Origin of the sequence: Streptomyces sp. NPDC056480 (assembly GCF_042795405.1) — a bacterium.
GTDB lineage: Bacteria > Actinomycetota > Actinomycetes > Streptomycetales > Streptomycetaceae > Streptomyces.
In genome coordinates this window covers 70,082-83,256 of record NZ_JBHTSA010000029.1, presented here as the reverse complement: position 1 = coordinate 83,256, position 13,175 = coordinate 70,082, and the positions used below count along the sequence as shown (strand labels likewise).

General features: G+C 72.7%; 15 protein-coding genes. 13 read left to right on the top strand and 2 right to left on the bottom strand.

Annotation, left to right across the window (positions count from 1 at the left end):
• The 10 genes from ACFQ79_RS15855 to ACFQ79_RS15810 all read left to right on the top strand — a co-directional run.
• Positions 1 to 251 (top strand): hypothetical protein (locus ACFQ79_RS15855; protein WP_383583475.1); only part of this gene is annotated, 251 nt, incomplete at its 5' end.
• Positions 252 to 292: 41 nt separating this feature from the next.
• Positions 293 to 1,621: an enolase C-terminal domain-like protein gene (locus tag ACFQ79_RS15850; RefSeq protein ID WP_383583484.1), complete on the top strand. Its 1,329-nt coding sequence runs from the start codon at positions 293 to 295 to the stop codon at positions 1,619 to 1,621.
• Complete coding sequence (locus tag ACFQ79_RS15845; protein ID WP_383583472.1) at positions 1,618 to 2,379, top strand: SDR family NAD(P)-dependent oxidoreductase; 762 nt, start codon at positions 1,618 to 1,620, stop codon at positions 2,377 to 2,379. Before ACFQ79_RS15850 ends, ACFQ79_RS15845 begins: the two co-directional genes overlap by 4 nt.
• Complete coding sequence (locus ACFQ79_RS15840) at positions 2,376 to 3,521, top strand: aldo/keto reductase (protein ID WP_383583469.1); 1,146 nt, start codon at positions 2,376 to 2,378, stop codon at positions 3,519 to 3,521. Before ACFQ79_RS15845 ends, ACFQ79_RS15840 begins: the two co-directional genes overlap by 4 nt.
• Before the next feature lie 7 nt (positions 3,522 to 3,528).
• Positions 3,529 to 4,275, top strand: a complete 747-nt coding sequence (locus ACFQ79_RS15835; RefSeq protein ID WP_383583465.1) for a (Fe-S)-binding protein — start codon at positions 3,529 to 3,531, stop codon at positions 4,273 to 4,275.
• Positions 4,272 to 5,759, top strand: a complete 1,488-nt coding sequence (locus ACFQ79_RS15830) for a LutB/LldF family L-lactate oxidation iron-sulfur protein (protein WP_383583463.1) — start codon at positions 4,272 to 4,274, stop codon at positions 5,757 to 5,759. The genes ACFQ79_RS15835 and ACFQ79_RS15830 overlap by 4 nt, the downstream gene beginning before the upstream one ends.
• Positions 5,756 to 6,478: a lactate utilization protein C gene (locus ACFQ79_RS15825; protein WP_383583460.1), complete on the top strand. Its 723-nt coding sequence runs from the start codon at positions 5,756 to 5,758 to the stop codon at positions 6,476 to 6,478. Before ACFQ79_RS15830 ends, ACFQ79_RS15825 begins: the two co-directional genes overlap by 4 nt.
• Complete coding sequence (locus tag ACFQ79_RS15820) at positions 6,475 to 6,786, top strand: L-rhamnose mutarotase (RefSeq protein WP_383583457.1); 312 nt, start codon at positions 6,475 to 6,477, stop codon at positions 6,784 to 6,786. The genes ACFQ79_RS15825 and ACFQ79_RS15820 overlap by 4 nt, the downstream gene beginning before the upstream one ends.
• Positions 6,774 to 7,685, top strand: coding sequence for an amidohydrolase family protein (locus tag ACFQ79_RS15815; RefSeq protein WP_383583454.1), 912 nt, complete (start codon positions 6,774 to 6,776; stop codon positions 7,683 to 7,685). Before ACFQ79_RS15820 ends, ACFQ79_RS15815 begins: the two co-directional genes overlap by 13 nt.
• A gap of 107 nt (positions 7,686 to 7,792) precedes the next feature.
• Positions 7,793 to 8,251 (top strand): SRPBCC family protein, encoded by a 459-nt coding sequence (locus ACFQ79_RS15810; RefSeq protein ID WP_383583451.1) that lies wholly within the window; start codon positions 7,793 to 7,795, stop codon positions 8,249 to 8,251.
• A gap of 11 nt (positions 8,252 to 8,262) precedes the next feature.
• Here ACFQ79_RS15810 and ACFQ79_RS15805 read toward each other — a convergent pair whose 3' ends face one another.
• Both ACFQ79_RS15805 and ACFQ79_RS15800 read right to left on the bottom strand, forming a co-directional pair.
• On the bottom strand, positions 8,263 to 9,057 hold the full coding sequence (locus ACFQ79_RS15805; protein ID WP_383583447.1) for a YqjF family protein: 795 nt from the start codon (positions 9,055 to 9,057) through the stop codon (positions 8,263 to 8,265).
• Positions 9,058 to 9,172: 115 nt separating this feature from the next.
• Positions 9,173 to 10,372 carry a S8 family serine peptidase gene (locus ACFQ79_RS15800; RefSeq protein WP_383583444.1) on the bottom strand — a complete coding sequence of 400 codons (1,200 nt, stop codon included), beginning with the start codon at positions 10,370 to 10,372 and terminating at the stop codon, positions 9,173 to 9,175.
• Positions 10,373 to 10,645: 273 nt separating this feature from the next.
• On the opposite strand from ACFQ79_RS15800, the gene ACFQ79_RS15795 reads away from it, so the two are divergent.
• The 3 genes from ACFQ79_RS15795 to ACFQ79_RS15785 all read left to right on the top strand — a co-directional run bounded on the left by ACFQ79_RS15795 (position 10,646) and on the right by ACFQ79_RS15785 (position 13,072).
• On the top strand, positions 10,646 to 11,659 hold the full coding sequence (locus ACFQ79_RS15795; RefSeq protein ID WP_383583441.1) for a DUF1996 domain-containing protein: 1,014 nt from the start codon (positions 10,646 to 10,648) through the stop codon (positions 11,657 to 11,659).
• A gap of 109 nt (positions 11,660 to 11,768) precedes the next feature.
• A complete protein-coding gene (locus ACFQ79_RS15790; protein ID WP_383583438.1) occupies positions 11,769 to 12,347 on the top strand; it encodes a sigma-70 family RNA polymerase sigma factor in 579 nt (192 codons plus the stop codon).
• A complete protein-coding gene (locus ACFQ79_RS15785) occupies positions 12,344 to 13,072 on the top strand; it encodes a zf-HC2 domain-containing protein (protein ID WP_383583436.1) in 729 nt (242 codons plus the stop codon). Before ACFQ79_RS15790 ends, ACFQ79_RS15785 begins: the two co-directional genes overlap by 4 nt.
• Positions 13,073 to 13,175: the final 103 nt, after the last annotated feature.

Below are 13,175 nucleotides of genomic sequence, written 5' to 3'. Positions count from 1 at the left end.
GCGCTCCCCGAGGGGCGCCCGCCCTCGTCGGCATGCCGTTCGTGAAGGCCTTCGTGGCGCCGTTCGTGAAGCCCTTCGTGATGCCGTTCCCAAGGTCCGAGAAACATCCGATGTCTACTTGCCCCACCTCTCGCGAGCGCCGTATCGTTCTCGCTCAACAGGCCAATCACCCGATCTGTGCTGATGGTTGGGGCTGCTCCGCGTCGGTCGGGCAGATGAAGCCGAACACCGAGCAGGCAGCCCAGGTGTGAAAGGAACCCCGTTGTCCACTGACATCACGCGGGTCATCGCGATGGACACCTACGACATCCGTTTCCCGACCTCCCGCCAACTCGACGGGTCCGACGCGATGAACCCGGACCCCGACTACTCCGCGGCCTACCTCGTCCTGCGAACGGACGAGCCCGAAGGCCTCACGGGACACGGCTTCACCTTCACCATCGGGCGTGGCAACGATGTCCAGGTCGCGGCGATCGAAGCACTGCGCCCCCATGTCATCGGGCGGTCCGTCGAGGACCTCTGCGCCGACCCCGGGCTGGTCAGCCGGGCGCTGATCGGCGACAGCCAGCTCCGCTGGCTCGGACCCGAGAAGGGCGTCATGCACATGGCCGTCGGAGCCGTGGTCAACGCCGTATGGGACCTGGCCGCCAAGCGGCAGCGGAAGCCGCTGTGGAAGCTGCTCGCCGACGCCGACCCCGAGTGGCTCGTCCAGCAGGTCGACTTCCGCTACATCACCGACGCCCTCACCCCCGAGGAGGCCCTGGACCTCCTCCGGCGCGGCAAGGACGGGCGCGCCGAGCGGGAGAGCGTCCTGCGGACCCAGGGCTACCCCGCGTACACCACATCGCCCGGCTGGCTCGGCTACTCCGACGAGAAGCTGACCCGGCTCGCCGAGGAGGCCGTGGCGGCGGGCTTCACCCAGATCAAGCTGAAGGTCGGTGCCGACCTCGCGGACGACGTCCGCCGCTGCCGCGCCGCCCGCGCGGCCGTCGGCGCGGACGTCCGCCTGGCCGTCGACGCCAACCAGCGGTGGAACGTCACCGAGGCCATCGAGTGGACCCGGGCCCTCGCCGAGTTCGACCCCTACTGGATCGAGGAGCCGACCAGCCCGGACGACATCCTCGGGCACGCGCGCGTGCGGGCCGCCGTCGCCCCCGTCAAGGTGGCGACCGGCGAGCACGTGCAGAACCGCATCGTCTTCAAGCAGCTCCTCCAGGCGAGCGCCGTCGACATCGTCCAGCTCGACGCGGCACGGGTCGGCGGCGTGAACGAGAACCTTGCCATACTGCTCCTCGCCGCCAAGTTCGGCGTACCCGTCTGCCCGCACGCCGGCGGGGTCGGACTGTGCGAACTGGTCCAACACCTCGCGATGTTCGACTTCGTGGCGCTCAGCGGCACCACCGAGGACCGGGTCATCGAGTTCGTCGACCACCTCCACGAACACTTCGCCCACCCGGCCGTCATACGCGAGGGCGCCTACACGGCGCCCCTCGCCCCCGGCTTCTCGGCCGACATGCACGAGGCATCCCTCGCCACCTTCGTCTACCCCCACGGCACGTTCTGGGCCGCCGACCTGGCGGGAGCGCTCGCCGGCGAAGCCACCGTGGAGGTGACCGCATGACCTCGCATCCGCTCGCCGGCCTCCGGGCCGTCGTCACCGGCGGCGCCTCCGGCATCGGGCTCGCCGTCGCCCGCCTCCTCGACGCGCAGGGCGCCGCCGTCGCCGTCCTCGATCTCGACCCGGCGGCCACACCCGACCCGCTCACCGCCCTCCGCGCGGACGTCGCCGACGACACCTCGGTACGCGAGGCCGTCGCGGCGGCCGCCGCCGCGCTCGGCGGAATCGACATCCTCGTCAACAACGCCGGCATCGGCGCCGCCGGTACCGTCGAGGACAACCCGGACGACCAGTGGCACGACCTGCTCGACGTCAACCTCCTCGGCGTCGTCCGCACCACCCGCGCCGCCCTGCCCCACCTGCGCCGCTCGGAACACGCCGCCGTCGTCAACATCTGCTCCATCGCCGCCACCGCGGGCCTGCCGCAGCGCGCCCTGTACTCGGCGAGCAAGGGGGCGGTCCTCTCCCTGACCCTCGCGATGGCCGCCGACCACGTCCGGGAGGGCATCCGGGTCAACTGCGTCAACCCCGGGACCGTGGACACTCCGTGGGTCGCGCGGCTGCTCGACGCGGCGCCGGACCCGGACGCCGAACGCGCGGCACTCAGCGCACGCCAGCCCACCGGGCGGCTCGTCGGCGCCGACGAGGTCGCGGCGGCCGTCGTCTACCTCGCGTCCCCGGCGGCGGCCTCGGTGACGGGCACCGCCCTCGCCGTCGACGGCGGCATGGCGGGACTCCGGCTCCGCCCGGCGGGCACATGAGCGAGGACAGGAGGGCCGCGGACGATCGGGCCGCGGACGAACAGGCCACGGGCGCACCGGTCACGGGCGCACCGGCCTCGGGTGCACAGGTCAGGGACGCACCGGTCACGAGCGCACCGGCCACGGACGAAGACATCGCCGACCCCGGAGGCCTCACCCGCGTCCCCCTCGGCCGGACCACCGCCTGGACGACCCGCCTCGCCTTCGGTGCGGCCGGCATCGGCAACCTCTACCGCACCGTCACCGACGAGGACGCCCACCGAACCCTCGCGACCGCCTGGGACCGCGGCATCCGCTCCTTCGACACCGCGCCCCACTACGGCCTCGGCCTGTCCGAGCGCCGGCTCGGCGCCTTCCTCCGGGACCGGCCCCGTGACACGTACACCGTCTCGACGAAGGTCGGCCGCCTCCTCGTCCCCGACCCCGGCGCGACCGGCGACGACCTCGCCCAGGGCTTCGCGGTACCCGCCGCGCACCGCAGGGTCTGGGACTTCGGGGCGGACGGCGTCCGGCGCGGCCTGGAGGCGAGCCTGGAGCGGCTGGGGCTCGACCGCGTCGATATCGTCTACCTGCACGACCCCGACGACCACGCCGACCAGGCACTGCGCGAGGCGTACCCCGCCCTGGAACGACTGAGGGCCGAGGGAGTCGTCCGGGCCATCGGCGTGGGCATGAACCAGACCGCGATCCCCACCCGCTTCGTCACCGAGACCGACATCGACGTCGTCCTGCTCGCCGGCCGCTACACCCTGCTCGACCGGAGCGGCCTCGCCGACCTGCTGCCGGCCGCGCAGCGCCGTGGCGTGTCGGTCGTCGCGGGAGGGGTGTTCAACTCGGGCCTCCTCGCGGATCCGCGTCCGGGCGCCACGTACGACTACGCGGCGGCCCCGCCGCAGACCCTGGCCAGGGCCCTCCGGCTGCGGGAGATCTGCGAGCGCCACGGAGTGCCCCTGAGAGCCGCGGCAGCCCGCTTCCCGCTCGGCCATCCCGCCGTGGCGGGCGTCCTCCTCGGCCTGCGCAGCGCGGCGGAGGCCACGGACGCCGCGGACATGCTGGCCCGTGAGATACCCGAGGCCCTCTGGGCGGAGCTGCGCCGCGAGCTCCCCGTCCCCGAGGCCGATCCCGCCCCGGACGGCGGGTGAGGCGCGGATGAGGATCGGACTGTTCATCACCTGCCTCAACGACTCCCTCTTCCCCGGCACGGGCCGGGCGGTCGTGACCGTGCTCGAACGGCTCGGCCACACCGTCGAGTTCCCCCGCGGGCAGACCTGCTGCGCACAGATGCACTTCAACACCGGCTACCGCCCGGAAGCCCTCCCCATGGTGGCCCGCTTCGCCCGCGTCTTCGCCGGATACGACGCGATCGTGACGCCCTCCGCCTCCTGCGCGGCCATGATCCGCGACAACCACCCGGTCCTCGCCGAACAGCTCGGCGACGCCGCTTTGGGGGACGCGGTGGCCGAGGTCGTCCCCGCCGTCCACGAGCTCACCGAGTTCCTCGTCGACGTCCTCGGTGTCACCGACGTGGGCGCCGCGTTCCCGCACCGCGTGACCTACCACCCCACCTGTCACTCCTTGCGCGCAGTGCGTCTGGGGGACCGGCCCCTGCGGCTGCTGCGCGCCGTCAGGGGAATCGACCTCGTCGACCTGCCCGGGGCCGACGCGTGCTGCGGCTTCGGCGGGACCTTCGCCGTCAAGAACGCCGACACCTCCACCGCCATCCTCGCCGACAAGACGACCACGGTCATGGGCACCGGGGCCGAGGTCCTGTGCGCCGCCGACAACTCCTGCCTCCTGCACATCGGCGGCGGCCTCGACCGGTTGAGCAGCGGCGTTCGCACCCTGCATCTCGCGGAGATCCTCGCGGCGACGGAAGGAACGAGGCCACCGGCATGACGGACGACACCGCCCACGACGGCCGGGTCTGGCTCGGCACCCCGCCCTTCCCCGAGGCCGCCCGCACCGCCCTGGCCGACACCCGGCTGCGCCACAACCTCCGGCACGCCACGACCGCCATCCGCACGAAGCGCCTCGAAGCGACCGGTGAGGTGCCCCACTGGGAGGAGCTCCGGGAGGCCGGCGCCGCCGTCAAACGCCGTACCGCACGGCATCTCGCCCACTACCTCGAACAGGTGGAGTCCAGCGTCACCGCCGCGGGCGGAACGGTCCACTGGGCCTCCGACGCCGCCGAGGCGAACCGCATCGTCGAACGCCTCGTCCGTGCCGCAGGCGGCGGCCGGGACGCCGGCCCGCACGAGGTCGTCAAGGTCAAGTCGATGGCCACCCAGGAGATCGGGCTCAACGAGGCACTCGCGGCCGCCGGCATCACGGCGTACGAGACCGACCTCGCGGAACTCATCGTGCAGCTCGGCGAGGACCGGCCCTCCCACATCCTCGTCCCGGCGATCCACCGCAACCGCGCCGAGATCCGCGAGATCTTCGCGGAGAGGATGGGGGAGTGGGGCCGGGCGGCGCCCGCCGACCTCACCGACGACCCGAGGGCGCTGGCCGAGGCGGCGAGGCTCCACCTGCGGGAGAAGTTCCTCACCGCCCGGGTGGCGATCTCGGGGGCGAACTTCGCCGCCGCCGACACCGGCACGGTCGCGGTCGTCGAGTCCGAGGGAAACGGACGGATGTGCCTGACGCTGCCGGAGACCCTGATCACGGTCATGGGCATCGAGAAGGTCGTCCCGACCTTCACCGACCTGGAGGTCTTCCTCCAGCTGCTGCCCCGCAGCTCGACCGGCGAGCGCATGAACCCGTACACCTCGCTCTGGACGGGAGTGACGCCGGGCGACGGCCCCCAGGACTTCCATCTGATCCTCCTGGACAACGGCCGCACCGACGTCCTCGCGGACACCGTCGGCCGCCAGGCCCTCGCCTGCATCCGCTGCTCCGCCTGCCTCAATGTCTGCCCCGTGTACGAGCGGACCGGCGGCCACGCCTACGGCTCGGTCTATCCGGGCCCGATCGGCGCGGTGCTCACGCCCCAGCTGACAGGGATCCGGCGGGCGGCGTCCCTGCCCTTCGCCTCCACCCTGTGCGGTGCCTGCTACGAGGCATGCCCGGTGAAGATCGACATTCCGGAGATCCTGGTCCACCTGCGGTCGAAGGCCGTCGAGGCGACGCGTGAGGACCGGGCGCTGCCGACGTCTGAGGCACTCGCCATGCGGGCGGCGTCGACGGTCCTCGACTCGCCCACGCTGCTCGGCGTCATCCAGCGTGCGGCCGCGGCCGGCGGCCGGTTGACGAGCGGTCGCGGCGGACGGATCCGGCGCCTGCCCGGCCCGCTCGGCGGCTGGTCCGCCGCACGGGACACACCCTCGCCGCCACGGCAGTCGTTCCGCGCGTGGTGGCGCGAGAACCGGGAGGAACGATGAGGAGCAGCGGCACGGAGAACGGCGGCGACAGGGAGAGCACCCCTGCGAGCGACAGTCGCACCGCCGTACTCGCCCGCATCCGGGCCGCGTTGAGCGACGTACCGACCGACGAGGTGCCCGAGGACGTGCCCGTTCCGCGCGCCTACCGCCGAACGGCCGCGACGGGCGACGCCGCCACCCCCGTCACACCCCTCGCGCTCTTCGCCGCACGCGTCGCCGACTACCGCGCCACCGTGGTGCGCTGCTCTCCGGTGGACGTGGCACGGACCGTGGCGGCCCTCCTCGAACGCCGAGGCGCGCGGCGGGTCGTCGTACCCGCCGGCTTCCCTGCCGAGTTCCTGACGCGCACCGACGCGGACCTCGTCGGCGACGCCCCACCCCTGACCGTGCGCCGACTCGAAGACGTCGACAGCACGTTGACCACGGCGGCCGTCGCCATCGCGGAGACGGGGACGATCGTGCTCGACACGGGACCGGGTCAAGGCCGCCGGGCTCTGTCCCTGATCCCGGACCACCACCTCTGCGTGGTGCGCGCGGAACAGATCGTCCGGGACGTACCGGAGGCACTCGCCGGCCTGGAGCCCCGCCGGCCCCTCACCTTCATCTCGGGCCCCTCGGCCACCTCCGACATCGAACTGCAACGCGTCGAAGGCGTCCACGGCCCGCGCGTCCTCGACGTCGTCCTGGTCGTCACCGACACCTCTGGAGCGAACCCATGAGAATTGCTCTGCACACCCGGGTCCGCGCGGACCGCGTCGCCGCGTACGAGGAGGCGCACCGCGAAGTCCCCGCCGAGCTGACCCGAGCGATCCGGGCCGCCGGCTGCACGGCATGGACGATCTGGCGCAGCGGCACCGACCTCTTCCATCTGCTCGACTGCGAGGACTACGCCCGTCTCCTGGCCGAACTCGAGACACTGCCGGTCAACGTCGAGTGGCAGGCCCGGATGGCCGAACTCCTCGAGGTCGTCCACGACTACTCGGGCGACGGCGCGGACGCGGGGCTGCCCGTGGTGTGGCAGCTGTGAGCACTCCCCGCGGTCCCCTCGTCGTCGACGCGCACCATCACCTCTGGGACCTGTCCGTACGCGACCAGGAGTGGATCACCGGACCCGGCCTCGCGCCCCTGCGCCGCACCTTCACGGAGCGTGATCTGAGGGCCGAGACCGTCCGGGCGGGGGTGGCGGCCACCGTCCTCGTCCAGACGGTCACCGTCGCCGACGAGACGCCCGAGATGCTGGCCACCGCCCACGACAGCGACCTGATCGCCGGGGTCGTCGGCTGGACGGACCTGACGGCGCCCGACGTCGCCGACACCCTGGCCGAGCTTCGCGCGCTGCGGGGCGGAGGGCACCTGGTGGGCGTCCGTCACCAGGTCCAGTCGGAACCGGACCCCGCCTGGCTGCTCCGTCCCGACGTGCGCCACGGCCTCACCGCGGTGGCCGACGCCGGGCTCGCGTACGACCTGGTGATCCTCCCGCACCAGCTGCCGGCCGCGACGCGGGCAGCGAGAGAACTGCCGGAACTGACCTTCGTCCTCGATCACGGGGCGAAACCGCCCGTCGCGAGCGGAGACGTCGAACCCTGGGCCGCCCGTCTGCGGGCCTTCGCCGCCCTGCCCAACACCGTGGGCAAGCTCTCCGGCCTGCACACCGAGGCCGACTGGCGCGGCTGGACCGTGCGGGACCTGCGGCCGTACGCCGACACCCTGCTCGACGCGTTCGGCCCGAGCCGCCTCATGTTCGGTTCCGACTGGCCGGTGTGCACCCTGGCGGCGTCGTACGGACGGACGCTCGCGACCGCGAGGGAGCTCATGGAGGCGCTGAGCCCCGGCGAGCGGGCGGCGGTCTTCGGCGGCACGGCGGTGGAGACGTACCGTCTGGGGGCGCACGCCGCTCGCCGGGCGGGCCTGCCGTCGGTCACGTAGGGTCGTGATGCCGCTACGACCGTCGCGGTGCTGCTACGAGGGTGGACGACTCGTCGCCGCAGGCGCAGGCGCGCGCGTGGGCGCCGCTCGACCGATCAGGGGTGCCCATGACAGGACAGTTCGAAGCGACGTTCGAGGTCGACCGGCCGGTGGAGGACGTGTTCGCCTTTCTCGCCGACGGACGCAACGATCCGGAGTTCAGCCCCCGGGTGCAGAGGATCGAGCGGGTCCCGGACGCCCCGACCGCCGTGGGCACCGTCTTCCGGAGCACCGTCAAGGACGCCGGGATGAAGACCGCGAGGGAGTTCCGCATCACCGCCCTCGAAGCGCCCGTGAAGATCCGCTGGGCCGAGGTGTCGAAGAACCTCATCACGGCGAGTGAGGGGGGCTACGACCTGGAGCCGCTCACCGACGGCCGGACCCAGGTCCGGATCTACAACGTCCTCGAAGGCCACGGCGTGGGCAAGCTCCTTGCCGGCCTGGCGCTCTCGGCGGCCCGCAAGGACGCCCCCAACTTCGGCGCCCGGATCAAGGCGGCGGCGGAGGCGGGAATCGCCCCGCGCTGAGACCGCGCGAGCTACCCGCCCCCGTCCCCGGGGTGCGGGATCGACACGACCCGCGGCTGCCGCGGCGGGGCGCCGAAACGGACCGGCACGCCCGGCGAGTAGAGCACGCTCACGGGCGGACCGGGCGGCTGCTCCAGGCCGGCCGCGGTGAGCAGCGTCTCGTCGCAGTCGAGCAGCCGGGCGCGGTGCAGCGGCCAGCGCGGGTGGGTGTTCGGGAGATAGAGCGGCCGCCCGCGGAAAGAGCTGTGCATGCCCCAGCGGGCGGTCAGGAAGTGTTCGAGCGCGGTGGGCTCCTCCACCGGTTCGCCGATCTCCACGCTGATCGCGCTGCGCGCCCCGCGCGGGCCGGGCCAGCGGCGGCTGCTGGTGTACGTCACGGTGGAACCGTCGTTCCGGATGCTCATCCTGGACCAGACGTACGGGATCCGGAACGCCCACCGGCCGACGGTCACCGGGATCAGGCGGGACGCGTCGAGCGAGCGGAAGACGACACCCCGGCGCCCCTGGGAGTCCACGGAGTAGAGCCGGACGTTGGTCTCGGGGAAGGTTCCGAGATACGGGATCCCGGGGAGCCGGAGCCAGCCGACGCGGTGCATCCGGAAGGCGACCAGGCCCACGTAGGTGACGCCGTCGTGGGTGTCGGGCACGGTGCCGGCGGGCAGGAGCGGGGCGACGTCGGCGGGGTCCGCGGCCCAGTGCAGGAACGCCAGGTCGAGCCAGGACTGGGTGAGCAGGGTGAGGTCCCGGCGGTGCGGCGGGTCGGCCGATATCGGCTCGGGGAGCGCGGCGGGCGGCGTCTGCTGCATTCCTGCAGTATCGGACACGGAACGGACGGAGGTGGCCCTCCACGGGTGTGTGGAGGGCCACCTCGTCACGGCTCATCGGGGGCGGGCCCGGCCCCGATGGGTCATGGGCGTGCTGTTACGGCGTCACCTTGAGGAGCTTGTTCGCGGTGCCGGAGGACGGGTTCTTGATCGCGTCCGCGGTGGCCGCCCCGGTCAGCGCGGCGGCCGTGTCGGCCGGCGTCGCCGACGGGTTGGCCGCCAGGTAGAGAGCCGCGGCACCCGCGACGTGCGGGCTGGCCATCGACGTTCCGGAGATCGTCTTGACGCCGGTGTCGCTGTCGTTCCAGGCGGAGGTGATCTCCGAGCCGGGCGCGTACAGGTCCACCACGGAGCCGAAGTTCGAGAACTCCGACTGCTCGTCGTCCTTGGTGCTGGACGCCACGGTGAGCGCCTCGGGCACCCGGGACGGCGAGCCCTGGCCGGCGTCGGAGGACTCGTTGCCGGCCGCCACCGCGAAGCTCACACCGGAGGCGATGGCCCGCTGGACCGCCGCGTCCAGGGCCTCGTCGGCACCGCCGCCGAGGCTCATGTTCGCGACCGAGGGACCGGAGTGGTTCTTGGTCACCCAGTCGATGCCGGCCACGACCTGCTCGGTGGTGCCGGAGCCGTTGTCGTCGAGGACCCGGACGGCCACGACCTTGGCCTTCTTGGCGACTCCGTGGGAGGTGCCGGCGATGGTGCCCGCCACGTGGGTGCCGTGGCCGTTGCCGTCGTCGGCGGTCTCGTCGTTGTCCACGGCGTCGAAGCCGTGGGTCGCCCGGCCGCCGAAGTCCTGGTGCGAGATGCGGACGCCGGTGTCGATGACGTACGCGGTCACGCCCTCCCCGCCGTTGTCGGGGTACGTGTACTTCTGGTCGCCGGCCGTGTCGGCCTGGTCGATCCGGTCCAGGCCCCAGGACGGGGGCTGTTCCTGCGTCTCCTTGATGCTGAACCGCTTGTTCTGCACGACGGTCCCGACCGAGGGGTCGGCGGCGAGGCGCTTGGCCTCGTCGACGGACAGACCGGACGCCGAGAAGCCGTTGACCTCGGAGCCGTAGGAGCGGACGAGCTTGCCGCCGTACTTCTTGGCGAGGTCCCCCTTGTTCGCGGATGCGTCGAGGATGACGATGAAGCTGCCGTCGACGGCGCCCGGTGCGCCGAGTCCGTGGACGGTGCCCTCGGCCGGGGTGGAGGCCCCGGCGAGATTGCCCGCGAACAGCGCTGCGGCGGCCGCGGCCGCGGTACCCGTGGCTATGGCCGCGTTGCGAAGTCCGTGGGATCGCTTGTGAGTTGCCATGAAAGTGGATCTCTCCTCGTGTTGACGTGTGGGGCGTCAAACGTTCGAGAGAAGCCTGTTCGGGTTGGCAGGAGCAAATCAAGAGCGAACCAGGGGTAAAGGCTTATTCAACAAGGTTTCTTAAACAGCTCTCCGCACCGCCTCCATGTCACACACGTGCCCTGGCCAACTCCTTCGCCGAATGGTCACGTTCGGCCTCCCTGCCTGTGGGGGCATGGCCGACGTACGGACCCCGGTTGACGCCGACCGTGTGCAGCGGCGACGGTGACCGGCATGGGGAGAGAACACCGACTGCTCGTTCTGCTGGTCTGCCTGGTCCTGGGGGGTGCCCTGACCGCGGCCGTCCTGGGAGCGTCCGAAGGGAAGGGGGCGCACGAGGCGATGGCCGGCGCGGGGCCCGGAGCGGCGTCCGGCGCGCCCGCGCCCGGCGACTTCGTCGACATCCGCGACGTACCGCCGACCCGGCACCAGGCGGCGCCCCCCGGCCCCGACGCCTCGACGGGCACCTTCACCGTCGACTGCGGCCGCAACGAGGAAGGCCACTACAACCAGGACAACCTGGTGATCTCACCCGGACTCCGCCACGGCGCCCACCACACCCACGCCTACGTCGGCAACCGCTCCACCGACGCGTTCTCCACCGACGAGAGCCTTGCCGCCGCCCCCACCACCTGCCGCGGCGGCGACCGCTCCACCTACTACTGGCCCGTCCTCCGCCGCCCCGACCTCCCCGCGACACGGCCGTACGAGAAGGCGGCGGGTCACGGCAACACGGGACGCATCCTCACCCCCGCCGACGTACGCCTGACGTTCCACGGCAACCCGGCCGGCCAGGTCGTCCCCATGCCCCGCTTCCTGCGCGCCTTCACCGGCGACGCCGTCGCGTTCACCGCCCGCAACGACGAGGGCGTGAAGGCGCGCTGGGGCTGCGCGAGCCTCCCCGACCGCGCGACCACCCGCTACCCGCGCTGCCCGGCGGGCGACCGCCTCACCCGCACCCTGGTCTTCCCCAGCTGCTGGAACGGCCTCGACACCGCCGACCCCGAACGCACCCACCTGCTCTTCCCCGCCGCCAACGGCGTCTGCCCCCAGGACACCTTCGCCGTCCCCGAACTGCGCATCACCCTCGCCTACGACGCACCCCCGGCCGACGCGCCGATCGCCCTGGACTCCTTCCCCGAGCAGCGCCACAGCCCGAAGACCGACCACGCGATGTTCGTCAACGTGATGACGGACGACCGAATGGCGAAGCTCGTCACCTGCGTCAACACGGGCCGGCACTGCTGAAAGCACGGTGGAGTGACCCACATCACATGAACCAGGCGCCCCGGGGCCACGTGTTGGGCACGGCGCGGACGGCGCCGACGACGCTGGCACCGCAGACGGAGTGGATGGGATGGCCGGACCACGATGGCCCCGCAGCAGGCGGGGATCGACCGACGAAGCACTGATCAGGGCGGTGTACGAGGAACACGGCAGCGCCCTCCTCGCGTACGCCACCCGCCTGACCGGCGACCGGGCCACCGCCGAGGACGTCGTACAGGAGACCCTCATCCGCGCCTGGCGCCACTCCGAGGCCCTCGTCAACGGAAAGGGCTCGGTCCGCGGGTGGCTCCTCACCGTCGCCCGGAACATCATCACCGACCGCTACCGGGCCAAGGCCGCCCGCCCCGCCGAGGTGGCGGAATCCCCCGCGACACCCCCCGTCGAGGAGGACCACGCCGACTCGGTCGTCGACACGATGACCGTCCTCGGCGCCCTCGACCGGCTGTCGCCCGAGCACCGCGACGTGCTCACCGAGCTGTACTACCGCGAACGCAGCGTCGCGGAGGCGGCCGACACCCTGGGCATCCCGGCCGGCACAGTGAAATCCCGCTCGCACTACGCGCTGAAGGCGCTGCGCGAGACGTTCAGAGAAGGAAACCGGCCGAGCGCGCCGCAGCAGCCCGCCGGACTCAGGGAGGTGGTCGCATGAACCGGCAGCGGCACGAAGAGGAGGAACTCCTCGGCCCGTACGTGCTCGGCGTACTCGACGAGGCCGACACCCGGCGCCTGGAAGCGCACGTGAACGACTGCGCGGCGTGCCGGGAGGAGGTGTCCGCATTGCGCGAGATGGAGGCGGCACTCGGCGAAGTGCCCCCCGAGGCCTTCCTCGACGGCCCGCCCCAGGGCGGCGACCTGCTCCTCCAGCGCACCCTGCGCCAGATGCGCGGCGAGAGCACCCGCGCGCGGAACCGCCGCGGCGGGCTGATCGGCCTCGCGGCGGCGGCAGCACTCGCCGGCGTCTTCTGGGCCGGTACGGCGACCTCGGGCGGCGGCGATCCGGTCGCCCTGCCGCCCACCCCGCCGCCGACGTCCACGACGGCCCCCGCCACCCCGCCGCCGGGCACCCGCGTCGCCTCGGCCACGGACGCCGCCAGCGGCACCCGGATGACCGTACGGGTGACTCCGGCGGCCGCCTGGGTCCGTGTCCACGCGGCGGTGACCGGGCTGCCCCCGGGCGAGCGCTGCAAGCTGGTCGTGGTCGGCCGCGACGGCACCAGGACGACGGCCGGCAGCTGGGTCGTGGGCGAGGCCCCGGGCGGGGGCGAGGGCAAGGGAGCCTCGCTGGACGGCTCGGCGGCGGTCGACCCGGCCGACGTGCAGGCGGTCGTGGTCGAGAACGAGGCGGGAAAGACCTTCGTGACCGTGCCGGTGTAGGGGGCGAAGGCGCGTGGGAGCAGGAGCAGGCTCTGGCGCGGACGAAGGCGGAACCGGCACGAGGGCGCCGGTCGGGGGACGACCCCGGCCGGCGCTCTCGTGC